Genomic DNA, 17374 nt, shown 5'->3' with positions numbered 1-17374 from the left:
GAGCGACGTAAGTCGCGATGATCCTCCGCGGCGCGTCATCGCGACTTACGTCGCTCCCACAACGACCGCTCAGTCCAGCTCCACCATCTCGAAATCGTCCTTGCCCACGCCGCAATCGGGGCAGGTCCAGTCGGCCGGGATGTCGTCCCAGCGCGTGCCGGGGGCGATGCCTTCTTCGGGCAGCCCCTCGGCCTCGTCGTAGATGAAACCGCAGACCACGCACATCCAGGTGCGGAAGATGGTGGTGGTGGCGTCGGTCATCGGATAATGCCGGCTGGAAGGAGCGGCCATTGTCCCATCGCCGCCCACGCACCGGAAGTTCGCCGATGACCTCGCTGCCGCCGTCCGTCCGCCCTGCCCGCGGGCTGTACCTGATCACCCCGGAAGAACCCGACACCGCGCGCCTGCTGGCCCGCGTGGCGGCGGTGCTGCCGCAGGCGACCTGGCTGCAGTACCGGCAGAAAAACGCGGACGCCGGCCTCCGCCATGCCCAGGCCACGGCACTGCAGCGGCTGTGCGCGCAGGCGGACGTGCCACTGATCATCAACGACGATCTCGAACTGGCCGAGGCCGTCGGCGCCGCCGGCGTCCATCTGGGCGAAGACGACGGCGACCTCGCCGCCGCACGCCGCCGCCTGGGCCCGCATGCCATCGTCGGCGCCTCGTGCTACGACGACGCGATGCTGGCCGAACGCGCGGTGGCCGCAGGCGCCAGCTACGTCGCCTTCGGCGCCTTCTTCCCCACCACCAGCAAGCTCACCACGCGCCGCGCCACGCCCGCCCTGCTGACCAATGCCGCGACCCTGGACGTTCCGCGGGTGGCGATAGGCGGCATAACGCCGGACAATATGGGCCCGCTGGTCACTGCCGGCGCCGACCTGGTCGCCGTGATCGGCGGCGTGTTCGAGGCGGCCGATCCGATGGCCGCTGCGCAGGCCTACCGAGCAGGATTTGACCGAGCCTGATACTCCTGTGGGAGCGACGTAAGTCGCGATGATGGGCCGATGGTGGTTCATCGCGACTTACGTCGCTCCCACAGGACGATTTCCCTTCTTCTGGACCCTCCCATGAACCACGACCAGTCCCACGCCCTCTTCGCCCGCGCCCAGCAGCTGCTGCCCGGCGGCGTCAATTCGCCGGTGCGCGCGTTCAAGTCGGTCGGGGGCGAACCGTTCTTCGTGCAGCGCGCCGATGGCGCGTACCTGCATGACGTGGATGGCAACCGCTACATCGACTACGTGGGCTCGTGGGGCCCGATGATCGTCGGCCACAACCATCCGACGGTGCGCGACGCGGTACAGGCGGCGATCCAGAACGGCCTGTCGTACGGCGCGCCGTGCCCAGCCGAAGTGACCATGGCGGACACCCTCACGCGGCTGGTGCCGTCGTGCGAGATGGTGCGCATGGTCAACTCCGGCACCGAAGCCACGCTGTCGGCGATCCGGCTGGCGCGCGGCGCGACCGGCCGCAACCGCATCGTCAAGTTCGAGGGTTGCTACCACGGCCACGGCGACTCCTTCCTGGTGAAGGCCGGCAGCGGCATGCTGACGCTGGGCGTGCCGACGTCGCCCGGCGTGCCAGCGGGCCTGAGCGAGCTCACGCTGACGCTGAGCTACAACGATTTCGACGGCGCCACCGCGATGTTCGAGCAGTACGGCGGCGAGATTGCCTGCCTGATCATCGAACCCGTCGTCGGCAACGCCAACTGCCTGCCGCCGCGCGAAGGCTATCTGCAGCACCTGCGTGCGCTGTGCACGCAGCATGGCGCGCTGCTGATCTTTGACGAAGTGATGACCGGCTTCCGCGTCGCCCTCGGCGGCGCGCAGGCGCATTACGGCATCACGCCCGACCTCACCACCTTCGGCAAGATCATCGGCGGCGGCATGCCGGTGGGCGCGTACGGCGGCCGCCGCGACCTGATGCAGCAGATCGCGCCGGCCGGCCCGATCTACCAGGCTGGCACGCTGAGCGGCAATCCGGTGGCGATGGCCGCAGGCTTGGCGATGCTGGAGCTGATCCAGGCGCCGGGCTTCCACGACGGTCTCGCCGCCGCGACGGCGACGCTGTGCGAAGGCATGGAAGCCGCCGCGCGCGAGGCAGGCGTGCCGCTGACCACCACGCGCGTCGGCGCGATGTTCGGCCTGTTCTTCACCGACCAGCAGGTCGACACCTACGCACAGGCCGTGGCCTGCGACACCGCCGCGTTCAACCGCTTCTTCCACGCCATGCTGGAGCGCGGCGTGTACCTGGCGCCGTCGGCGTTCGAGGCCGGCTTCATGTCCAGCGCGCATACGCCGGAGGTGATCGAGGCGACGCTGGCCGCCGCGCGCGAAGCCTTCCAGGTCGTCGCCGCGGGATGAAGCCCCGCATCCACCAGGTGCTGTTCGATTTCGACGGCGTCCTGGCGCACTACCGGCACGAGGTGCGCATCGCGCACCTCGCGGCGCATGCCGGCTGCGAACACGAGCAGGTGCGCACGACGCTGTTCGTCTCCGGCCTGGAAGCCGAGTACGACAGCGGTGCCATCGACACCGCGACCTACCTGCGACGGCTGGGCGAGGGTCTCGGCGCGACAATCGACGAAGACGCCTGGATCGCCTCGCGGATAGCCGCCAGCACGGCGCTCGACGACGTACTGGCGCGCATCGCCGCACTGCACGCGGACGTGACGATGGGCGTGCTGACCAACAACGGCGCGCTGATGGCGCAGGCCATTCCGCGCATCGTCGCGCCGCTGGCGGCCCGCATCGAAGGCCGCGTGCTGACCAGCGGCGGCATGCAGCGGCGCAAGCCGGCACCGTCCACGTTCGCGCATGCGCTCGACCTGCTCGGCTGGGACGCGGCCAGCACGCTGTTCGTCGATGACCTGTTCACCAACGTACAGGGCGCACGCGAGGCGGGTCTGCATGCGGAGACCGTCACCGACGGGCGCAGCCTGGGCAAGGCGCTGAAGCGGTACGTGTTCGGGCCGCAGACCGGCTGGTGAACCGTAACGTTTGACGCTTGATTGATGCGGCGACGGGACACTGGTGGCCACTCACCGGAGACCTGCCGTCATGTCCTTCCCCGCACGCATCCTGCTGGCCGGCCTGCTGCTCGCCGCCATCGCACCCCTCCACGCCGCCGAGGCCGGCCGCCTCCTGATCGTCGTCAGTGGCGAAGGCCGCGAGCAGGGCAAGACCCGTCCCGGCTATGAATTCGACGAACTCTCGCAGGCCTGGCTGATCTTCAAGGCGAACGGCTTCGCGGTCGACGTCGCCAGTCCGCAGGGCGGTGCGGTGGAAGCCGACAAGTACAACCCGCAGGAACCGTTCAATGCGGCCCTGCTCGCCGACGCCGATGCCATGCGCGTGCTGGCCGACACGCGCAAGACCGGCGACGTGAAGGCGACGGACTACACCGCCGTCTACGTGGTCGGCGGCAAGGGTGCGATGTTCGACCTGCCGCGCGACCCGGCGCTGCAATCGCTGCTGGCCGATGCGTACGACGGCGGTGCGGTGATCGGAGCGGTCTGCCATGGTCCGGCCGCATTGGCCGACGTGCGCCTGCGCAATGGCGCCTCGTTGGTGCACGGCAGGAACGTCACCGGGTTCACCAACGAAGAGGAAGCCCTGTTCGGCAAGCGATGGGCGAAGGAATTCCCGTGGCTGCTGGAAGACAGGCTGCGCGAGCGCGGCGCACGCTGGCACGAAGCGCCGCTGATGATGTCGAAGGTGGTCGTCGACGGACGCCTGGTCACTGGCCAGAACCCCTACTCCACCCCGGCCGTCGCCGAGGCCATCGTGCGCGCCACCGGCCGCACGCCGGTCGCCCGTACGCCGTGGCGCGACGAGTTGACGATGGCGCTCGCGGCCCAGGCGCGCGAGGGGCGTGCGCAGGACGTCGCCGACGCCCTGGCCAAGGACACGGCGCGCTACCACGTCGACCTGCTCGGCCTGCTGGGGTATTACCAGGCGCAGGCTGCGTCCAGCGACGACGACGTGCGGCATGCGCTGCAGCTGATGCAACTGGCGATGCCGTACATGACGCAGCCGCAGCTGAAACTGGGCGCTGCCGAGGCCCACCTGCGGCTGGGCGAGCGGGAGCAGGCCAAGGCCCTGGTGCAGCGCGTGCTGGCCGCCACGCCCGACATGGCGGAAGCTAAGGCCCTCCTGCAACGCATCGACGGCTGAACCGTGACGCCTTCCCCGCTGCGCCTCCTGGTGATCGAGGACAACCCGCTGCTGCGCGCGCAGCTGCACGGGCTGCTGTCGGCGGAAGGCATCGAGGCCGACTTCGCCGGCGACGGCTTGAGCGGGCTGCAGATGGCATTGGCCTCGCCGCCCGATGTGCTGGTGCTGGACCTCGGCCTGCCGGGCCTGGATGGCCTGCGCCTGTGCGAACGCCTGCGCGCCGAAGCCGACCGCCACGTGCCGGTGCTGATGCTGACCGCGCGCGATGCGCTGGACGACAAGCTGCACGGGTTCCGCGCCGGTGCCGACGACTACCTGGTCAAGCCGTTCGCCGGTGCGGAACTGCTGGCGCGCTGTATCGCCCTGTCGCAGCGGCACCGCGCGGGCCAGACGCACGTGCTGCAGATCGGTACGCTGCATATCGATCGACGCCACGGCCGCGCCACCCGCGACGGACGCGAGCTGGACCTGCACGCCACCAGTTACCAGATCCTGCTGGCGCTGGCCGAAGCCTGGCCGCGCACGCTGACGCGCAGCGACCTGGTCCAGCGGTTGTGGGACGACGCGCCGCCGGAGTCCGATCCGTTGCGCACCCATCTCTACCTGCTGCGGCAGGTGCTGGACAAACCGTTCGCCACGTCGATGCTGAAGACCGTGCACGGCGTCGGCTTCCGGCTGGAAACCGACGCATGACGACATCCCGCCTGCCGCGCCGTCGCCTGCGCAACCGCCTGATGCTCGCGTTCGCCGGCTTCACGGTGCTGGTCGCCACCGTGTTCGCGCTGTACCTGCTGCTGTTCGTGTACGCGGTGGAAGACCAGCTGTTCGAGACCATGCTGGACCGCGAAGTCGCCGCACAGCAGGCCTACCACCGCGAACATGGTCACTGGACCACGCCGCGCGACGGCTTCATGTCGGTGGTGGCGACGACGTCGGCCTTGCCGGACCGCATCGGCGACGTGCTGCGCGCGGAGCCGCGTCGGCGCGAAGTCGCTGGCGCCGACGGCCGTCATTACCATCTGCGCCCGCTGCGCGCGCCCGCTGCGGGCGAACCGCCCGCGTGGCTGGTCGCCGAAGTCAGCACGCTGCTCGTCGTCCGGCCGATGCGCGCGCAGATCCTGCAAGTGCTGGCGTGGTCCGGGGTCGCGATGGTGGTGCTCGCTTTGCTGCTGGGCGGCTGGCTGGCGCGCCGCACCACCGCACCGCTGTCGCGGCTGGCCGATGCCGTGGGCGACGCCACGCCGGACCGGCTGCCACCCGGCTTCGCCGCCGGTTTCCCGGACGACGAGGTGGGCGTGGTTGCGCGCCGGCTCGACGACCTGATCGCGCGCGTGCGCGACTTCGTCGAGCGCGAGCGGGAATTCACCCGCGATGCCAGCCACGAACTGCGCACACCGCTGACGGTGATCCGTACGGCGACGGAGCGCTTGGGCATGGAGACCGGACTCTCCGACGCCGCGCGCCGCCACGTGGATCACATCGCGCAGTCGTCGCTCCACCTGGAGCAGACCGTGGCACTGCTGCTCTCGCTGGCGCGGGAGCAGACCTCCACCGAAGCGGCGTTGTCGGTCCCGGTGCTGCCGTTACTGGAACGCGTCATCGTCGAGCAGTCGCCGCTGCTGGAGCACAAGCCCGTCGAGGTGCAGGTCGAGGTCCCGGCCGACGTCGTCGCCACGCTGCCGGCGACCGTGCTCAACATCCTACTGTCGAACCTGGTCGGCAACGCCTTCGCGCATACCCGTGGGGGGCGCATCGTCATCGACATGGAAGGCCGCACGCTGCGCATCGCCAATCCCGGCCACGGCGTGCGCGAGGAGGACTTCGCACCCTTCGCCAAGGGCGCCGACAGCAACGGCTTCGGTCTGGGGCTGTCGATCGTGCGGCGCCTGTGCGAACGGCACGGCATCGCGCTGCAGATCGACGGCGTGTCCGGCCAGACGGTCGCGCGGCTTACCCTCCCCGCGACCTGACCGCATCACCGCTCAGGCGGCGAAGGCACGCAAGGCCGCATGCAGGCGGGCCAGCCCGTCGGCGACTTCCGCATCGGTGATGTTGAGCGACGGCACGAAGCGCAGCACGTCGGGGCCGGCCTGCAGCATCAGCAGGCCCTGCGCGGCGGCCAGGTCCAGCACCTCGCCGGCGCGCCCTGCGTACTTCGCGTTCAATACCGCGCCCAGCATCAGGCCACGGCCGCGCACCTGGGAGAACAGGCCGAGTTCGGCATTGATCGCCTCCAGTCCCTTGCGCAGCGCCGCCGACTGCCGCGCCACATTGTTGGCGATCTGCGGGGACGCCAGCTTGCGCAGCGCCACGCGCGCCACCGCCGCCGCCAACGGATTGCCGCCGAAAGTGGTGCCGTGCGCGCCGAACTGCATCACCCCGGCCACCTTGGGACCGGCCAGCATCGCACCGATGGGAAAACCACCGCCCAGCGCCTTGGCCAGCGTCACGATGTCCGGCACCACGCCATCCTGCCAGTGCGCGAACAACGTGCCGGTGCGGCCCATGCCGGCCTGGATCTCGTCCAGTACCAGCAGCGCGCCGTGGTGGTCGCACAGCTCGCGCACGCCGCGCAGGAAGCCGGACGCGGCCGGCATCACGCCGCCCTCGCCCTGCACCGGTTCCAGCATCACCGCGGCCACGTCGCCGCAGGACATGGCGATCTCGAGCTGGGTCAGGTCGTTGAAGTCGACGTAGCGGAAACCGCCCGGCAGCGGTTCGTAGCCTTCCTGGTACTTGGGCTGCGCGGTCGCGGTGACGGCGGCCAGGGTGCGACCGTGGAAACTGCCGCGGAAGGTCACGATGACACGCTGGTCCGGCGCGCGTCCTTGCGAGGACGCCCACTTGCGCACCAGCTTGATCGCCGCCTCATTCGCTTCCGCACCGGAATTGCACAGGAACACGCGCTCGGCGAAGCGCGACGCGGTGACCAGTTCTTCGGCCAATCGCAGCGGCGGCTCGCTGTAGAAGACGTTGCTGGTGTGCCACAGCTTGCCGGCCTGTTCGGTCAGCGCGGCGACCAGTTCAGGATCGTTGTGGCCCAGGCCGCAGACGGCGATGCCGGCGGACAGGTCCAGGTATTCGCGGCCCTCGCTGTCCCACACCCGTGCGCCCTGGCCGCGCTCCAGGATCACCTCGCGCGGACGATAGACCGGCAGGTAGTAGCGCTGTCCGTTCGACAGCAGATCGGAAGTCGTGGCGCTCATGAGCAGGCGGGCAGCAGGAGGGGGAACGTATTGTGACGCATGCGGGCAGGCACCGCAGGCGGGTCGCAAGGCAGGTGGCGGCGCGTTGGTGCATCATGGCGCCCCATGAAGTTCCAGCCGCGCCTGTTCTCGGACCCCCAGCTCAATCCCGCCACCGAGGACGGCTGGCGACGGCGCTGGTTCGACATCATCTACCGGCACGACACGCCGCCGTCGCGCAATTTCGACCTGGTGCTGGTGCTGGCCATCCTCGCCAGCGTCATCGTCATCATGCTGGACAGCGTGCAGTCCTTCCACGCGCGTCACGCCGGCGTGCTTTACGCGCTGGAATGGGCGTTCACGCTGCTGTTCACCGCCGAATACGCGCTGCGCCTGGCGACCGTGCGGCGGCCGCTGCGTTACGCGGTCAGTATCTGGGGCATCATCGACCTGCTCTCCATCCTGCCCACGTACCTGTCGGTGCTGGTGCCGGGGGCGCAGAGCCTGCTGGTGGTGCGTATCCTGCGCATCCTGCGGCTGTTCCGCATCCTCAAGCTGACCCAGTACGTGGAAGAGAGCGGGCAGCTAGTGGGCGCGCTGTGGCGCAGCCGGCGCAAGATCTTCGTCTTCGTCTGCGCGGTGCTGACGCTGGTGGTCATCTTCGGTGCCCTGATGTACGTGGTCGAGGGCCCCGAGCACGGCTTCACCAGCATTCCCACCAGCATGTACTGGGCCATCGTGACGATGGCGACCGTCGGCTTTGGCGATATCGCGCCGCAGACCACCGCCGGCCGCGCGATCACGTCGGTGCTGATCCTGATCGGTTACAGCATCATCGCCGTCCCCACCGGCATCTACACGGCGGAACTGGCCAGCAGCCTGCGCGAGGCCTCGCACGAGCGCGGCCACCTGGACCGTCGCGGTTGCCCGGAATGCGGGCTGGAAGGCCACGATCCCGACGCCCTGCACTGCCGCAACTGCGGTTCGCGGCTGCACGCCCCGATGGGCTGACGCCGGCGCTCAGCCGGCGAAGGCGATCTCGGCCGCCGGCAGCGCGCGGATGCCCACGCCGAAGCTGCGGATGGCAGGCAGCGTGGCGTTGTGGTGGGCACGGATCTGCGCGGCGTCGGCGTGCGCCTTGTCATGGGTGGTGTGCGCATCCGACGCCAGCACCACGTGGTAGCCGTGCGCGGCGGCGCTGCGCGTGGTGGTGTCCACGCAGAACTCGGTGGCGTAACCGCACAGCACCACGCCTTCCACGCCGCAGAACGACAGCACTTCGTCCAGACCGGTGCGCAGGAAGGCATCCGGCGTGGTCTTGCGGATGCGGTGGTCGCCCTCGACGACCCGCAGGCCCGGGTGCAGCGCCCAGCCCGCCGATTCGGCTTCCAGGTCGCCGGCCCGCTCGTGCTGGACGAAGACCACCGGGGCGGCCGCCTCGCGCGCCTTGTCCGCCAGCGCGTTGATGCGCGCGATCACCGCATCGGCATCGGCCGGCGGCGGTTGCGGCTCGAACAGGCCACGCTGCACGTCGATCACGACCAGGGCGAGATTCATCTTGCGGGCTCCTCGTTCGGCTGCCTACCAGCTTCCCGTATTCGCCATCGAAAGCCAAGGCTCCTGCGGCGGCAGCGCCGCGCCCTTCTGCAGCAGTTCGATGGAGATCAGGTCCGGCGTGCGCACGAACGCCATGCGCCCGTCGCGCGGCGGGCGGTTTATGGTGACGCCCTGCGACTGCAGGTGCGCGCACAGCGCATAGATGTCGTCGACCTCGAACGCGAGGTGGCCGAAGTTGCGCGCACTGCCATGGGTTTCGGGCGGGCTGCCGTCTTCCGGCGGCCAGTTGTACGTCAGCTCGATCTCCGCCTCCGGATTGGCCGGCGCACCGAAGTACACCAGCGTGAAGCGGCCTTGCGGGCTGTCCATGCGACGGGTTTGGGTCAGGCCCAGGCCCTCGGTGAGGAAACGGCTGGTGGCGTCGAGATCATGGACGCGGATCATCGCGTGCAGGTATTTCATGGCAACCTCAGATGGACAGGGAAGACGGTTTCCGGTGCGCCCACGCATGGGCCAGCAGGCAGGCGATGATCAGCACGCTGTATTCGGCGCCATTGCGGCCCAGGCCCACGACGAACCAGCCCGCAGAGGCGTGCACCAGCCAGATGCCGCAGGCGTAGATGGCGCTGAACACCAGCGCGATCGGCGTGACCCAGCGTCCCGCGGCGAGCACCGGTGCTGCCACCAGCTCGAACACCGTCACGAACCATGCGATCCCCAGTCCGAACGGAAATCCTCGCGACTCCAGGAATACGCCGAAGGGCGCCACGCCATCGGCCAGCACGCGTGCGATGCCATGCACGAACAGCAACGTGGCCAGGGTCATGCGGATGAAAGCCAGCGCCTGGCGTCCTGCGGTTTCAGATGGCGACATCGTGGTGGCTCCTCTTCATGACCGACATCGAAGGCAGGTTGCGCGGCACGCGGGGTCGCCCCTGCCCGCGACTACAGGAACAGGTCCGGCAGCAGCGATTGCGACGGATCGACGGCATACGGCGCAAAATCGTTGACGCCCGCCTCGCGCAGCACGTCCTCGTCGATCAGGAACTGCCCGTGGAAACCGCGGGCCTCGCGCACCAGCACCGCATGCGCGGCGTCGGCGACGATCTGCGGCGTGCGGCAGCGCGGGATCTCGACGCCTGGAATCATGTTCAACGCATCGGTGGCGATGATGGTGCGCGGCCACAGCGCATTGACTGCGATGCCCTGCGGACCGAACTCGCCGGCCAGTCCCAGCGTGACGAAGCTCATGCCCATCTTCGCCAGCGTGTAGCCGGTATGCGGCGCCCACCACTTTGGGTCGAGCGTGGGCGGCGGCGCCAGCGTCAGGATGTGCGGGTTGGCCGCCTGCTTGAGGTAAGGAAGCACGGCCTGCGCGCACAGGAAGCTGCCGCGCGCGTTGACCTGCTGCATCAGGTCGAAGCGCTTCATCGGCGTGTCCAGCGCGCCGGCCAGCCAGATGGCGCTGGCGTTGTTGACCAGGATGTCGATGCCGCCGAAGGCGTCGGCGGTGGCGGCCATCGCCGCCTTCACTTCGTCCTCCTCGCGGATGTCGCACTTCAGCGCCAGCCCGCGGCCGCCGGCCTCGTTCACCGCCTGCGCGGCGGTGTGGATGGTGCCGGGCAGTTTCGGATTCGGCACGGACGACTTGGCCGCGATGGCCACGTTGGCGCCATCGCGCGCCGCGCGCAGGGCGATGGCCAGGCCGATACCGCGCGAGGCGCCGGTGATGAAGAGGGTCTTGCCGGCGAGGGTCGTCATGTGGGGAACGCATCCAGGAAACGGGTGAAGTCCGTGTGCCGGATTCTACTCGCTCCTCTTCCCTCTCCCCTCGTTGCTAGGGTTTGGGCCCCTGCCCTTCGTTGTCTTCCCACTTCAGCAGGCGTCGGGTGATGAAGCGGTAGACCGGCTTGCCGGTGCGGAACCACAGTTCGCGCAACCACGAGGTGCGCTTGAGCACGCGTTTCTCCACCGGCGTCAGCGAGGCGGCGCAGTACATGCGCTTGTGCTTGAGCAGATGACGCAGGTCCTGGCGTGCGAGCAGGCGCATCCAGCGCGAGCGCGGATCGCCGCGGGTGGCGAGCTGGAAGTCGATGATCGCCGGACGCCCGTCTTCCAGCACCAGCCAGTTGGCTTCCTTGGCCAGGTCGTTGTGGGCGATGCCGCGGCGATGCAACTGCTGCAGCAACCGGCGCGCGGTGCGGAAGTAGGCCAGGTCGCCGCGCGGCGGGCGCTGGTACATCGCCGCGCCTTCCATGTAGCTGCGGTCCAGCCGGTGGCCGGTCCAGTCGAGCAGCTGCGGCACGTCGGCCATGCCGGCGACCTGGCGCAGCGCCAGTGCCTCGCGCCGCGCCAGCCACCACGCCGGCAACCGCAGCCATAACGGAACGTGCGCGAGGTCACGCCTTACGAACGGACCCTGTGGCCCCTGCATCAACGAGATGCGGCCGAAGCTGTCGGCCTTGAGTGCGGCGATTTCGGAAGGCGAGCGCAGGTCCACCGCGGCATTCTACCGTCCATAGGTCGCAGACGCGGGTCATGTACCGCCGCCTATAATCCGGCGATGGAAGCCTCCTGGTTCGACAACCTGCTGGCCTGGATCAGCGCGCATCCCGTGGCCGCGGGACTGGTGATCTTCGCCATCGCGTTCTGCGACGCGGTGATCATCATCGGCGCCATCGTCCCGGCGCTGCCGCTGCTGTTCGCGGTCGGCGTGCTGATCGGGCTGGGCGAGATCTCCGGACCCTATGCGGTCGCCTGCGCCATGCTCGGCGCGCTGGTCGGCGACGCGACCAGTTACTGGATCGGCCATCGCTGGGGCCAGCAGCTGCGCACCGTGTGGCCGTTCCGCAAGTATCCGCAACTGCTGGACCGCGGCGAGCTGCTGTTCCGTCGCAACGCGTGGAAGAGCATCTTCATCGCGCGCTTCGTGGGACCGATCCGCCCGTTCGTGCCGGCCGTCGCGGGCATCTCGCGCATGCCGCTGCGGCGTTACGCCGTGGCCAGTGCCGCCGCGTGCATCGCGTGGGCAGTGGCGTTCCTGCTGCCCGGCTGGGTGCTGGGCCATGCCTACGATGCCGTGGCCGCCGTCGCCGGCCGTCTGGCGCTGGTGCTGGGGCTGCTGGTGCTGGTGATCGCGCTGGCCTGGGCGATGGTGCTGTACACCTACCGCTGGTTCGCCGCGCACGCCGACGCGCTACTGGCGCGCGCGCTGGCGTGGTCGCACGCGCATCCGGTGCTGGGTCGCTACACGGCCGCGGTGTTCGAGCCGACACGGCGCGAATCCGTGCCGCTGGCCCTGCTGGCCATCCTGCTGCTGGCCATCGTCTGGGTGTGGTTCGCGTTCCTGGTCATCGTGATCGGCCACGGCGAACCGCTGGCGGTCGACCTGTGGGTCTACGACCTGATGCGCGCGCTGCGCAACCCGCTGGCGGACCATCCGCTGGCCGCGCTCGCTTCGCTGGGCGACGAGCAGGTGCTGGCGCCGGCCTCGCTGCTGGTGCTGGGCTACCTGTGCTGGCGCAAGCGCTGGATGGCGGCCGCCCACTGGCTGGCGGCGATCGCCTTCGGGCTGGCGCTGACGGCGTGGCTGGGCGCCTCGGTGGACATCCCCAAGCCGCCCAGTGTCAGCAGCGGGTTCGGTTTCCCGTCCATTGCGGTGACGATGTCGACCATCACCTTCGGCTTCTTCGCCGTGCTGATCGCTCGGGAACTGCCGGGGCGCACGCGCGTCTGGCCCTACCTGGTGTCGGGCATCGTGGTGGCGCTGATCGGCTTCGCCCGCCTCTACCTGGGCGCGCACTGGCTCAGCGACGTGGTCGGCGGCATGTTGTTCGGCCTGGTCTGGCTGCTGGTGCTGGGCATCGCCTATCGCCGCCGCATGGTGCGCTCGTTCTGGATCAAGCCGATCGCGTGGCTGTTCTATGGCAGTTTCGTGCTGGCGGGACTGTGGCATGCCCCCCGCAACGTGGAGCACATGCTGGCGCAGTTCCAGACGCCGGTGACCGAACGCAGCGTCACCCTGCAGGCGTGGTGGGACGACGGTTGGCAGTCGCTGCCGGGACGCCGCAACGAATTCGACGACGAACAGCGCTGGCCGCTGGACGTGCAGGTCGCCGGTCCGCTGGCCCCGCTGAAAGCCAGCTTGGCTGCCGACGGCTGGCGCGAGCAGCCGCAGGCCGGCTGGGAAGAGGCGCTGAACCTGCTGGACAGCGACCTGCCCGACGACGAACAACCCGTGCTGCCCGCCACCCTGGACACGCGCGCCGAAAGCCTGCTGATGCTGCGCAAGGGCGTGCAGCCCGGCGAGGTGCTGGTGCTGCGCCTGTGGCCGGCCGACACGCGCCTGCAGCCCGGCGACATGCCGTTGTGGATCGGCAGCGCGCAGGTGCTGCAGCAGCAGCGCGCGTTCAACCTGGTGCGCCTGTGGCGGCCACTGCGCGAAGCGCGCACGGCGCTGGATGCGGTGACGCAGGCGACCTCGGACCTCGACCACGCCATCGCGCCGCATCCGGATTCCGGATTGCCGGTGCTGCGGCTGCGAACCGATGACCAGGCGGTCTCGCCTCCCTGAGCTTGCCGCGGCCGACGTGGAGCGGCGCCTGCGCCGCTTGCCCTGTCCGCGATCCGCGAACGCGGGCGACGGAGCCGAGCGAGCCCGGCGCTACGGCGACAACGTCAGTCGATCCACTCCAGCAGCCGCTGCAGCCGCGCGTTCACATCGTCCTCCTGCAGCAGCGACACGCGCTGCTGCGGGGTGATCGGCAGCACCTGCGCCAGCCGCCAGCCGACCCAGCCGGCATGCTCGAACACGCGCGGCGGCAGTTTGCTCAGATCCGTGCCCACCTTTTCCATCATCGTCTGCAGCAGCGTGCCCAGCAGCGCGTGTTCGGGCAGGATCTCGAAATCCTCATCCGCGCGCAGCCATTCCACGTCCGCCACGACCAACCCGTTGTCGCGCACGCGCGTGCGCATCACGTGGAAACGCCGGTGGCCGCGCACGCGCAGCGACAGCAGCCCGTCCTCGCCCATGTCGAAGTTCTCGATCCGCGCCTCGACGCCATACGCCGCCGGCGTTGCCGGCCCACCCGCCTCGTCGCCGTCGAGGATCAGGCAGACGCCGAAACCCGTGCTGGCACGTCCGCAATCCCGCACCAAGTCCAGATAGCGCCGCTCGAAGATGCGCAGGTCCATCGCGGCACCGGGCAGCAACACCTTGTGCAGCGGAAACAGCGGAAGCGATTCGTGCGCCATCTCGGCCGCCTTAGCCCTGGAGCGCCGCCAGGAAGCGCCGCGGCGCGCCATCGAAACCGCCGTTCGACATGAACACCACGTGGTCGCCCGGGCGTACCTGCGTCTTCAACGCGGCGATGAGCGCATCGACATCGGGCACGGTGCGTGCATCGCCACGGATGGCGGCGACGATCCTGCCGGCATCCCAGGCGAGTTCCGGACGGTGCAGGAAGACGACCCCGTCCGCGATGTCGAGCGACGGCGCCAGCGCTTCGGCGTGTGCGCCGGAGCGCATCGAATTGCTGCGCGGCTCCATGGCCACCAGGATGCGCGCCTTGCCGACCCGCGCACGCAGGCCCTCGAGCGTGGTATGGATGGCGGTGGGGTGGTGGGCGAAGTCGTCGTAGACGGTGACGCCATCGTGCTGGCCGATCACTTCCAGCCGCCGCTTCACGCTGCGGAACGCCGCCAGTGCCGGCAGCACGGTGGTGATGTCGACGCCGACCGCATGGCAGGCGGCCAGCGCGGCCAGACCGTTGAGCACGTTGTGGCGGCCGAGCATCGGCCAGTGCACCTCGCCGATCTCGACGCCGTTGTGGCGCACCGCGAACGCGCTGCCGTCCTCGCGGATCAGGCGTGCGCTCCACTCCAGCGAGGCGTCGAAGCCGAACCGCTCGACCGGTGTCCAGCAGCCCATCGCCAGCACGTCCGTCAGACGCGCATCCTCGCCGTTGACGATCAGGCGACCACGGCGCGGCACCGTACGCACCAGGTGGTGGAACTGGCGCTGGATCGCGGCCACGTCGGGGAAGATGTCGGCGTGGTCGTATTCCAGGTTGTTGAGGATGGCGACCAGCGGGCGGTAGTGGACGAACTTGCTGCGCTTGTCGAAGAACGCGGTGTCGTACTCGTCCGCTTCGACGACGAACTCGCGGCCGCCGCCGATGCGCGCGGACGCACCGAAGTCCTCGGCCACGCCGCCGATCAGGAAGCCCGGCGAACGGCCCGCTGCGTCCAGCAGGTAGGTCAGGATGCTGGTGGTGGTGGTCTTGCCGTGCGTGCCCGCGACGGCCAGCGTGTCGCGGCCGGGCAGCACGCGTTCGGACAGCCACTGCGCGCCGGAGATGTAGCGCCGCCCCTGGTCCAGCACCGCCTCGACGGCCGGGTTGCCGCGCGACAACGCGTTGCCGATGACGATCTCGTCGCAGTCCGGCGCGATGTTCTGCGGCTGGTAACCCTGCGCCAGCGCAATGCCCAGCGTCTCCAGTTGGGTCGACATGGGCGGGTAGATGGCCTGGTCGCTGCCTTCGACGGCGTGGCCGAGTTCGCGGGCCAGGGCGGCCACGCCGCCCATGAAGGTGCCGGCGATGCCGAGGATGTGGATCTTCAAGACTGCGCTTCCGGAAGGAGTCCGCGAACTTTAGCCGAGCGCGCCCGGTTCGGCACGCGCTGCGCCTGTCGCCGGTTCAGCGCGAGAAGCGCAGCGTCGCCAGATCGACCGGGGCGCCTTCGCCCTTGACGACCAGCGTGTTGCGGCCCGGCGCCAGGACCAGCCCGCGGAAGCCCCGCGCACGATCGACCGCCTGCACCGCCACCCCGTTGAGCACCAGCGAAACGCGCCCCGCGCCGCGACCGTCCAGCGCAAGCCGGTAAGTACCACCGGCACCGGCGTCGAAGGTGTACTTCAGCCATTCACCGCGCTGCAGACCGGCCACGTGCAGGCCGCCTTGTGCATCCCTGCCCAGATCGACACCGTCATTGCGGTAGGTCATCGCCGGGTTCCACACCACCCGCTCGCCGCCGTCGGAGATGTGGTGGTTGGCCGGCGTCAGGTCGTGGTAGGCCACGCCATTGCGGCCCATGTCGAAATCGATGGCGGCGATGGCACCGCCCGTCTCGCCGATCGCGTGCACCTTGAACGGCACCGACTGGTCCGAATGCGGTGCGCGGAACAGCGCATCGATCACGTCCGGATGCGGCACGTTGTTCTCGTGGCGCACGTCCTCGCGGGCGAAGCGCATCAGCGCGGCCTCGGCGTCCTTCGCCGACGGCTTCGGACCCTCGCCCTTCCAGTAGGCCAGCACCCGCCGATAGCCGTCGTTCGGCACCACCTGCAGCGGGTTGTTGTAGCGGATCTTCTTCAACGGCCACCATGCCCAGCCGATGCCTTCGCCTTCCACCAGCGCCACGGTGCGGGCGAACCAGTCGTTGGAGTTTTCGCCCGTCTCGCCCAGCCACAGCGGCATGCGGTGCTTGTCGCGCAGCGCGAGCACGTCGGCGATGCTGTCGCGGGTGGTGACGTTCCAGTACTTGTGGAAGCTGATCATCAGGTTGTCGTCCCACGGGCCGTCGTCCAGCACGCCACGGTAGTTGTTGCCCCAGCAGTTGCCCTCGATGACGATGATGTGGCGTTTGTCCACCTCGCGGATCGCGCGCGTGGTGCGGACCAGCAGGTCCTTCAGCGGCGCGTTGCCATCTTCCTTGCAGCCATTGGTGTCGGCCTTGTCGGCGAAGCCCCAGTTCGGCTCGTTGATGATGTCGTAGGCCGCGATGTAGGGCTCGTCCTTGTAGCGCTGCGCCAGCTCCTTCCACAGCGCCACCATCTTGTCCTGGTGGCGCGGGTCGTCCCACAGCGACGGCTGGGTCGGGTCACGGTCGGCGATGTTGTGGTCGTTGCCCTGCCCGCCGGGCGCGGCGTGCAGGTCGAGGATCAGGTAGAGATCGTTGGCCCTGGCCCAGGCCAGCAGTTCGTCGGTACGGCGGAAGCCTTCCTCCACCCACGTCTGCCGACCGGGCACCCGCTCCTGTTCCACCGGCAGCGTGTACAGCGCGTAGTGCATCGGCAGGCGCACCGAGTTGAAGCCCCAGCGCGCCATCGCATCGATGTCGGCCTTGGTGGTGTGGTTGTCGCGCCATGCCTGGTAGAAGGCGTCGGCCTTCTCCGGTCCGATCAGGTCGGCGATGCGCGCATGGATGCTGCGCTGCGTGCCCACGCCGTCGATGTCCAGCATGTAGCCCTCCTGCAGCATCCAGCCACCCAGGCCCATGCCGCGCAGGATCACCGGCTTGCCGCTGCCATCGACGATCTGCGTGCCCTGCGTGCGCAGGAAATCCTTGGCCATGCATGCCGGGGAAGCAAGCAGTGCCGCCACCAGCACGAGGACGATTCTCTTCATCGAAACAGCTCCGGACATAGGCGCGTACCGGACGTTACAGAGGGCGCCATCA

18 protein-coding genes are annotated in these 17374 nt (G+C 69.3%); 8 read left to right on the top strand and 10 right to left on the bottom strand.

The genetic code is table 11. From position 1 onward, the window contains the following. Window positions 1-69: 69 nt before the first annotated feature. The gene (locus ASD77_RS08715) at window positions 70-291 is read right to left on the bottom strand and encodes a rubredoxin (RefSeq protein WP_200947369.1); all 222 of its coding nucleotides are present in this window, start codon (window positions 289-291) and stop codon (window positions 70-72) included. 35 nt (window positions 292-326) lie between these two features. Here ASD77_RS08715 and thiE point away from each other — a divergent pair, with 35 nt between their 5' ends. From thiE to ASD77_RS08685, 6 genes are all read left to right on the top strand, one after another. After that, a complete protein-coding gene (gene thiE, locus ASD77_RS08710; RefSeq protein WP_055940016.1) occupies window positions 327-965 on the top strand; it encodes a thiamine phosphate synthase in 639 nt (212 codons plus the stop codon). Between the two features lie 102 nt (window positions 966-1067). Further along, on the top strand, window positions 1068-2360 hold the full coding sequence (gene hemL / locus ASD77_RS08705; RefSeq protein WP_055940015.1) for a glutamate-1-semialdehyde 2,1-aminomutase: 1293 nt from the start codon (window positions 1068-1070) through the stop codon (window positions 2358-2360). Then, window positions 2357-2986, top strand: a complete 630-nt coding sequence (locus ASD77_RS08700; protein ID WP_055940014.1) for an HAD-IA family hydrolase — start codon at window positions 2357-2359, stop codon at window positions 2984-2986. The genes hemL and ASD77_RS08700 overlap by 4 nt, the downstream gene beginning before the upstream one ends. Window positions 2987-3056: 70 nt before the next feature. Next, on the top strand, window positions 3057-4172 hold the full coding sequence (locus tag ASD77_RS08695) for a DJ-1/PfpI family protein (RefSeq protein ID WP_055940011.1): 1116 nt from the start codon (window positions 3057-3059) through the stop codon (window positions 4170-4172). 3 nt (window positions 4173-4175) lie between these two features. Then, window positions 4176-4865: a response regulator transcription factor gene (locus ASD77_RS08690; RefSeq protein WP_055940010.1), complete on the top strand. Its 690-nt coding sequence runs from the start codon at window positions 4176-4178 to the stop codon at window positions 4863-4865. Then, window positions 4862-6142, top strand: a complete 1281-nt coding sequence (locus ASD77_RS08685; RefSeq protein WP_055940008.1) for a HAMP domain-containing sensor histidine kinase — start codon at window positions 4862-4864, stop codon at window positions 6140-6142. Before ASD77_RS08690 ends, ASD77_RS08685 begins: the two co-directional genes overlap by 4 nt. Window positions 6143-6154: 12 nt before the next feature. Here the strand turns inward: ASD77_RS08685 and ASD77_RS08680 are convergent, their stop codons facing one another. Next, window positions 6155-7378 carry an acetylornithine transaminase gene (locus tag ASD77_RS08680; protein ID WP_055940006.1) on the bottom strand — a complete coding sequence of 408 codons (1224 nt, stop codon included), beginning with the start codon at window positions 7376-7378 and terminating at the stop codon, window positions 6155-6157. A gap of 105 nt (window positions 7379-7483) precedes the next feature. Between ASD77_RS08680 and ASD77_RS08675 the strand changes: the two genes are divergently transcribed. After that, a complete protein-coding gene (locus tag ASD77_RS08675) occupies window positions 7484-8368 on the top strand; it encodes an ion transporter (RefSeq protein WP_055940005.1) in 885 nt (294 codons plus the stop codon). A 9-nt stretch (window positions 8369-8377) separates the two neighbouring features. Here the strand turns inward: ASD77_RS08675 and ASD77_RS08670 are convergent, their stop codons facing one another. From ASD77_RS08670 to ASD77_RS08650, 5 genes are all read right to left on the bottom strand, one after another. After that, window positions 8378-8914: a cysteine hydrolase family protein gene (locus tag ASD77_RS08670; RefSeq protein WP_055940003.1), complete on the bottom strand. Its 537-nt coding sequence runs from the start codon at window positions 8912-8914 to the stop codon at window positions 8378-8380. Window positions 8915-8938: 24 nt separating this feature from the next. After that, window positions 8939-9376, bottom strand: a complete 438-nt coding sequence (locus ASD77_RS08665) for a VOC family protein (RefSeq protein ID WP_055940002.1) — start codon at window positions 9374-9376, stop codon at window positions 8939-8941. Window positions 9377-9383: 7 nt separating this feature from the next. Further along, window positions 9384-9788 (bottom strand): DoxX family protein, encoded by a 405-nt coding sequence (locus tag ASD77_RS08660; protein ID WP_156383532.1) that lies wholly within the window; start codon window positions 9786-9788, stop codon window positions 9384-9386. 71 nt (window positions 9789-9859) lie between these two features. After that, window positions 9860-10675, bottom strand: coding sequence for an NAD(P)-dependent oxidoreductase (locus ASD77_RS08655; RefSeq protein ID WP_055939998.1), 816 nt, complete (start codon window positions 10673-10675; stop codon window positions 9860-9862). 76 nt (window positions 10676-10751) lie between these two features. After that, window positions 10752-11348, bottom strand: coding sequence for a phosphotransferase (locus ASD77_RS08650; RefSeq protein WP_235578520.1), 597 nt, complete (start codon window positions 11346-11348; stop codon window positions 10752-10754). Between the two features lie 129 nt (window positions 11349-11477). Here ASD77_RS08650 and ASD77_RS08645 point away from each other — a divergent pair, with 129 nt between their 5' ends. Next, window positions 11478-13487: a bifunctional DedA family/phosphatase PAP2 family protein gene (locus ASD77_RS08645; RefSeq protein ID WP_055939996.1), complete on the top strand. Its 2010-nt coding sequence runs from the start codon at window positions 11478-11480 to the stop codon at window positions 13485-13487. Between the two features lie 104 nt (window positions 13488-13591). Here the strand turns inward: ASD77_RS08645 and ASD77_RS08640 are convergent, their stop codons facing one another. The 3 genes from ASD77_RS08640 to ASD77_RS08630 all read right to left on the bottom strand — a co-directional run bounded on the left by ASD77_RS08640 (window position 13592) and on the right by ASD77_RS08630 (window position 17322). Then, window positions 13592-14167 (bottom strand): LON peptidase substrate-binding domain-containing protein, encoded by a 576-nt coding sequence (locus tag ASD77_RS08640; protein WP_055939995.1) that lies wholly within the window; start codon window positions 14165-14167, stop codon window positions 13592-13594. 10 nt (window positions 14168-14177) lie between these two features. Beyond that, window positions 14178-15536, bottom strand: a complete 1359-nt coding sequence (gene mpl, locus ASD77_RS08635; RefSeq protein ID WP_268793372.1) for a UDP-N-acetylmuramate:L-alanyl-gamma-D-glutamyl-meso-diaminopimelate ligase — start codon at window positions 15534-15536, stop codon at window positions 14178-14180. A 76-nt stretch (window positions 15537-15612) separates the two neighbouring features. After that, window positions 15613-17322, bottom strand: a complete 1710-nt coding sequence (locus ASD77_RS08630; protein ID WP_055939993.1) for a cellulase family glycosylhydrolase — start codon at window positions 17320-17322, stop codon at window positions 15613-15615. Between the last annotated feature and the right edge of the window lie 52 nt (window positions 17323-17374).

This window comes from Pseudoxanthomonas sp. Root65 (assembly GCF_001427635.1).
Classification (GTDB): domain Bacteria; phylum Pseudomonadota; class Gammaproteobacteria; order Xanthomonadales; family Xanthomonadaceae; genus Pseudoxanthomonas_A.
Note: the sequence above shows the minus strand (reverse complement) of the source record. Positions and strands in the feature narration are given on the sequence as shown.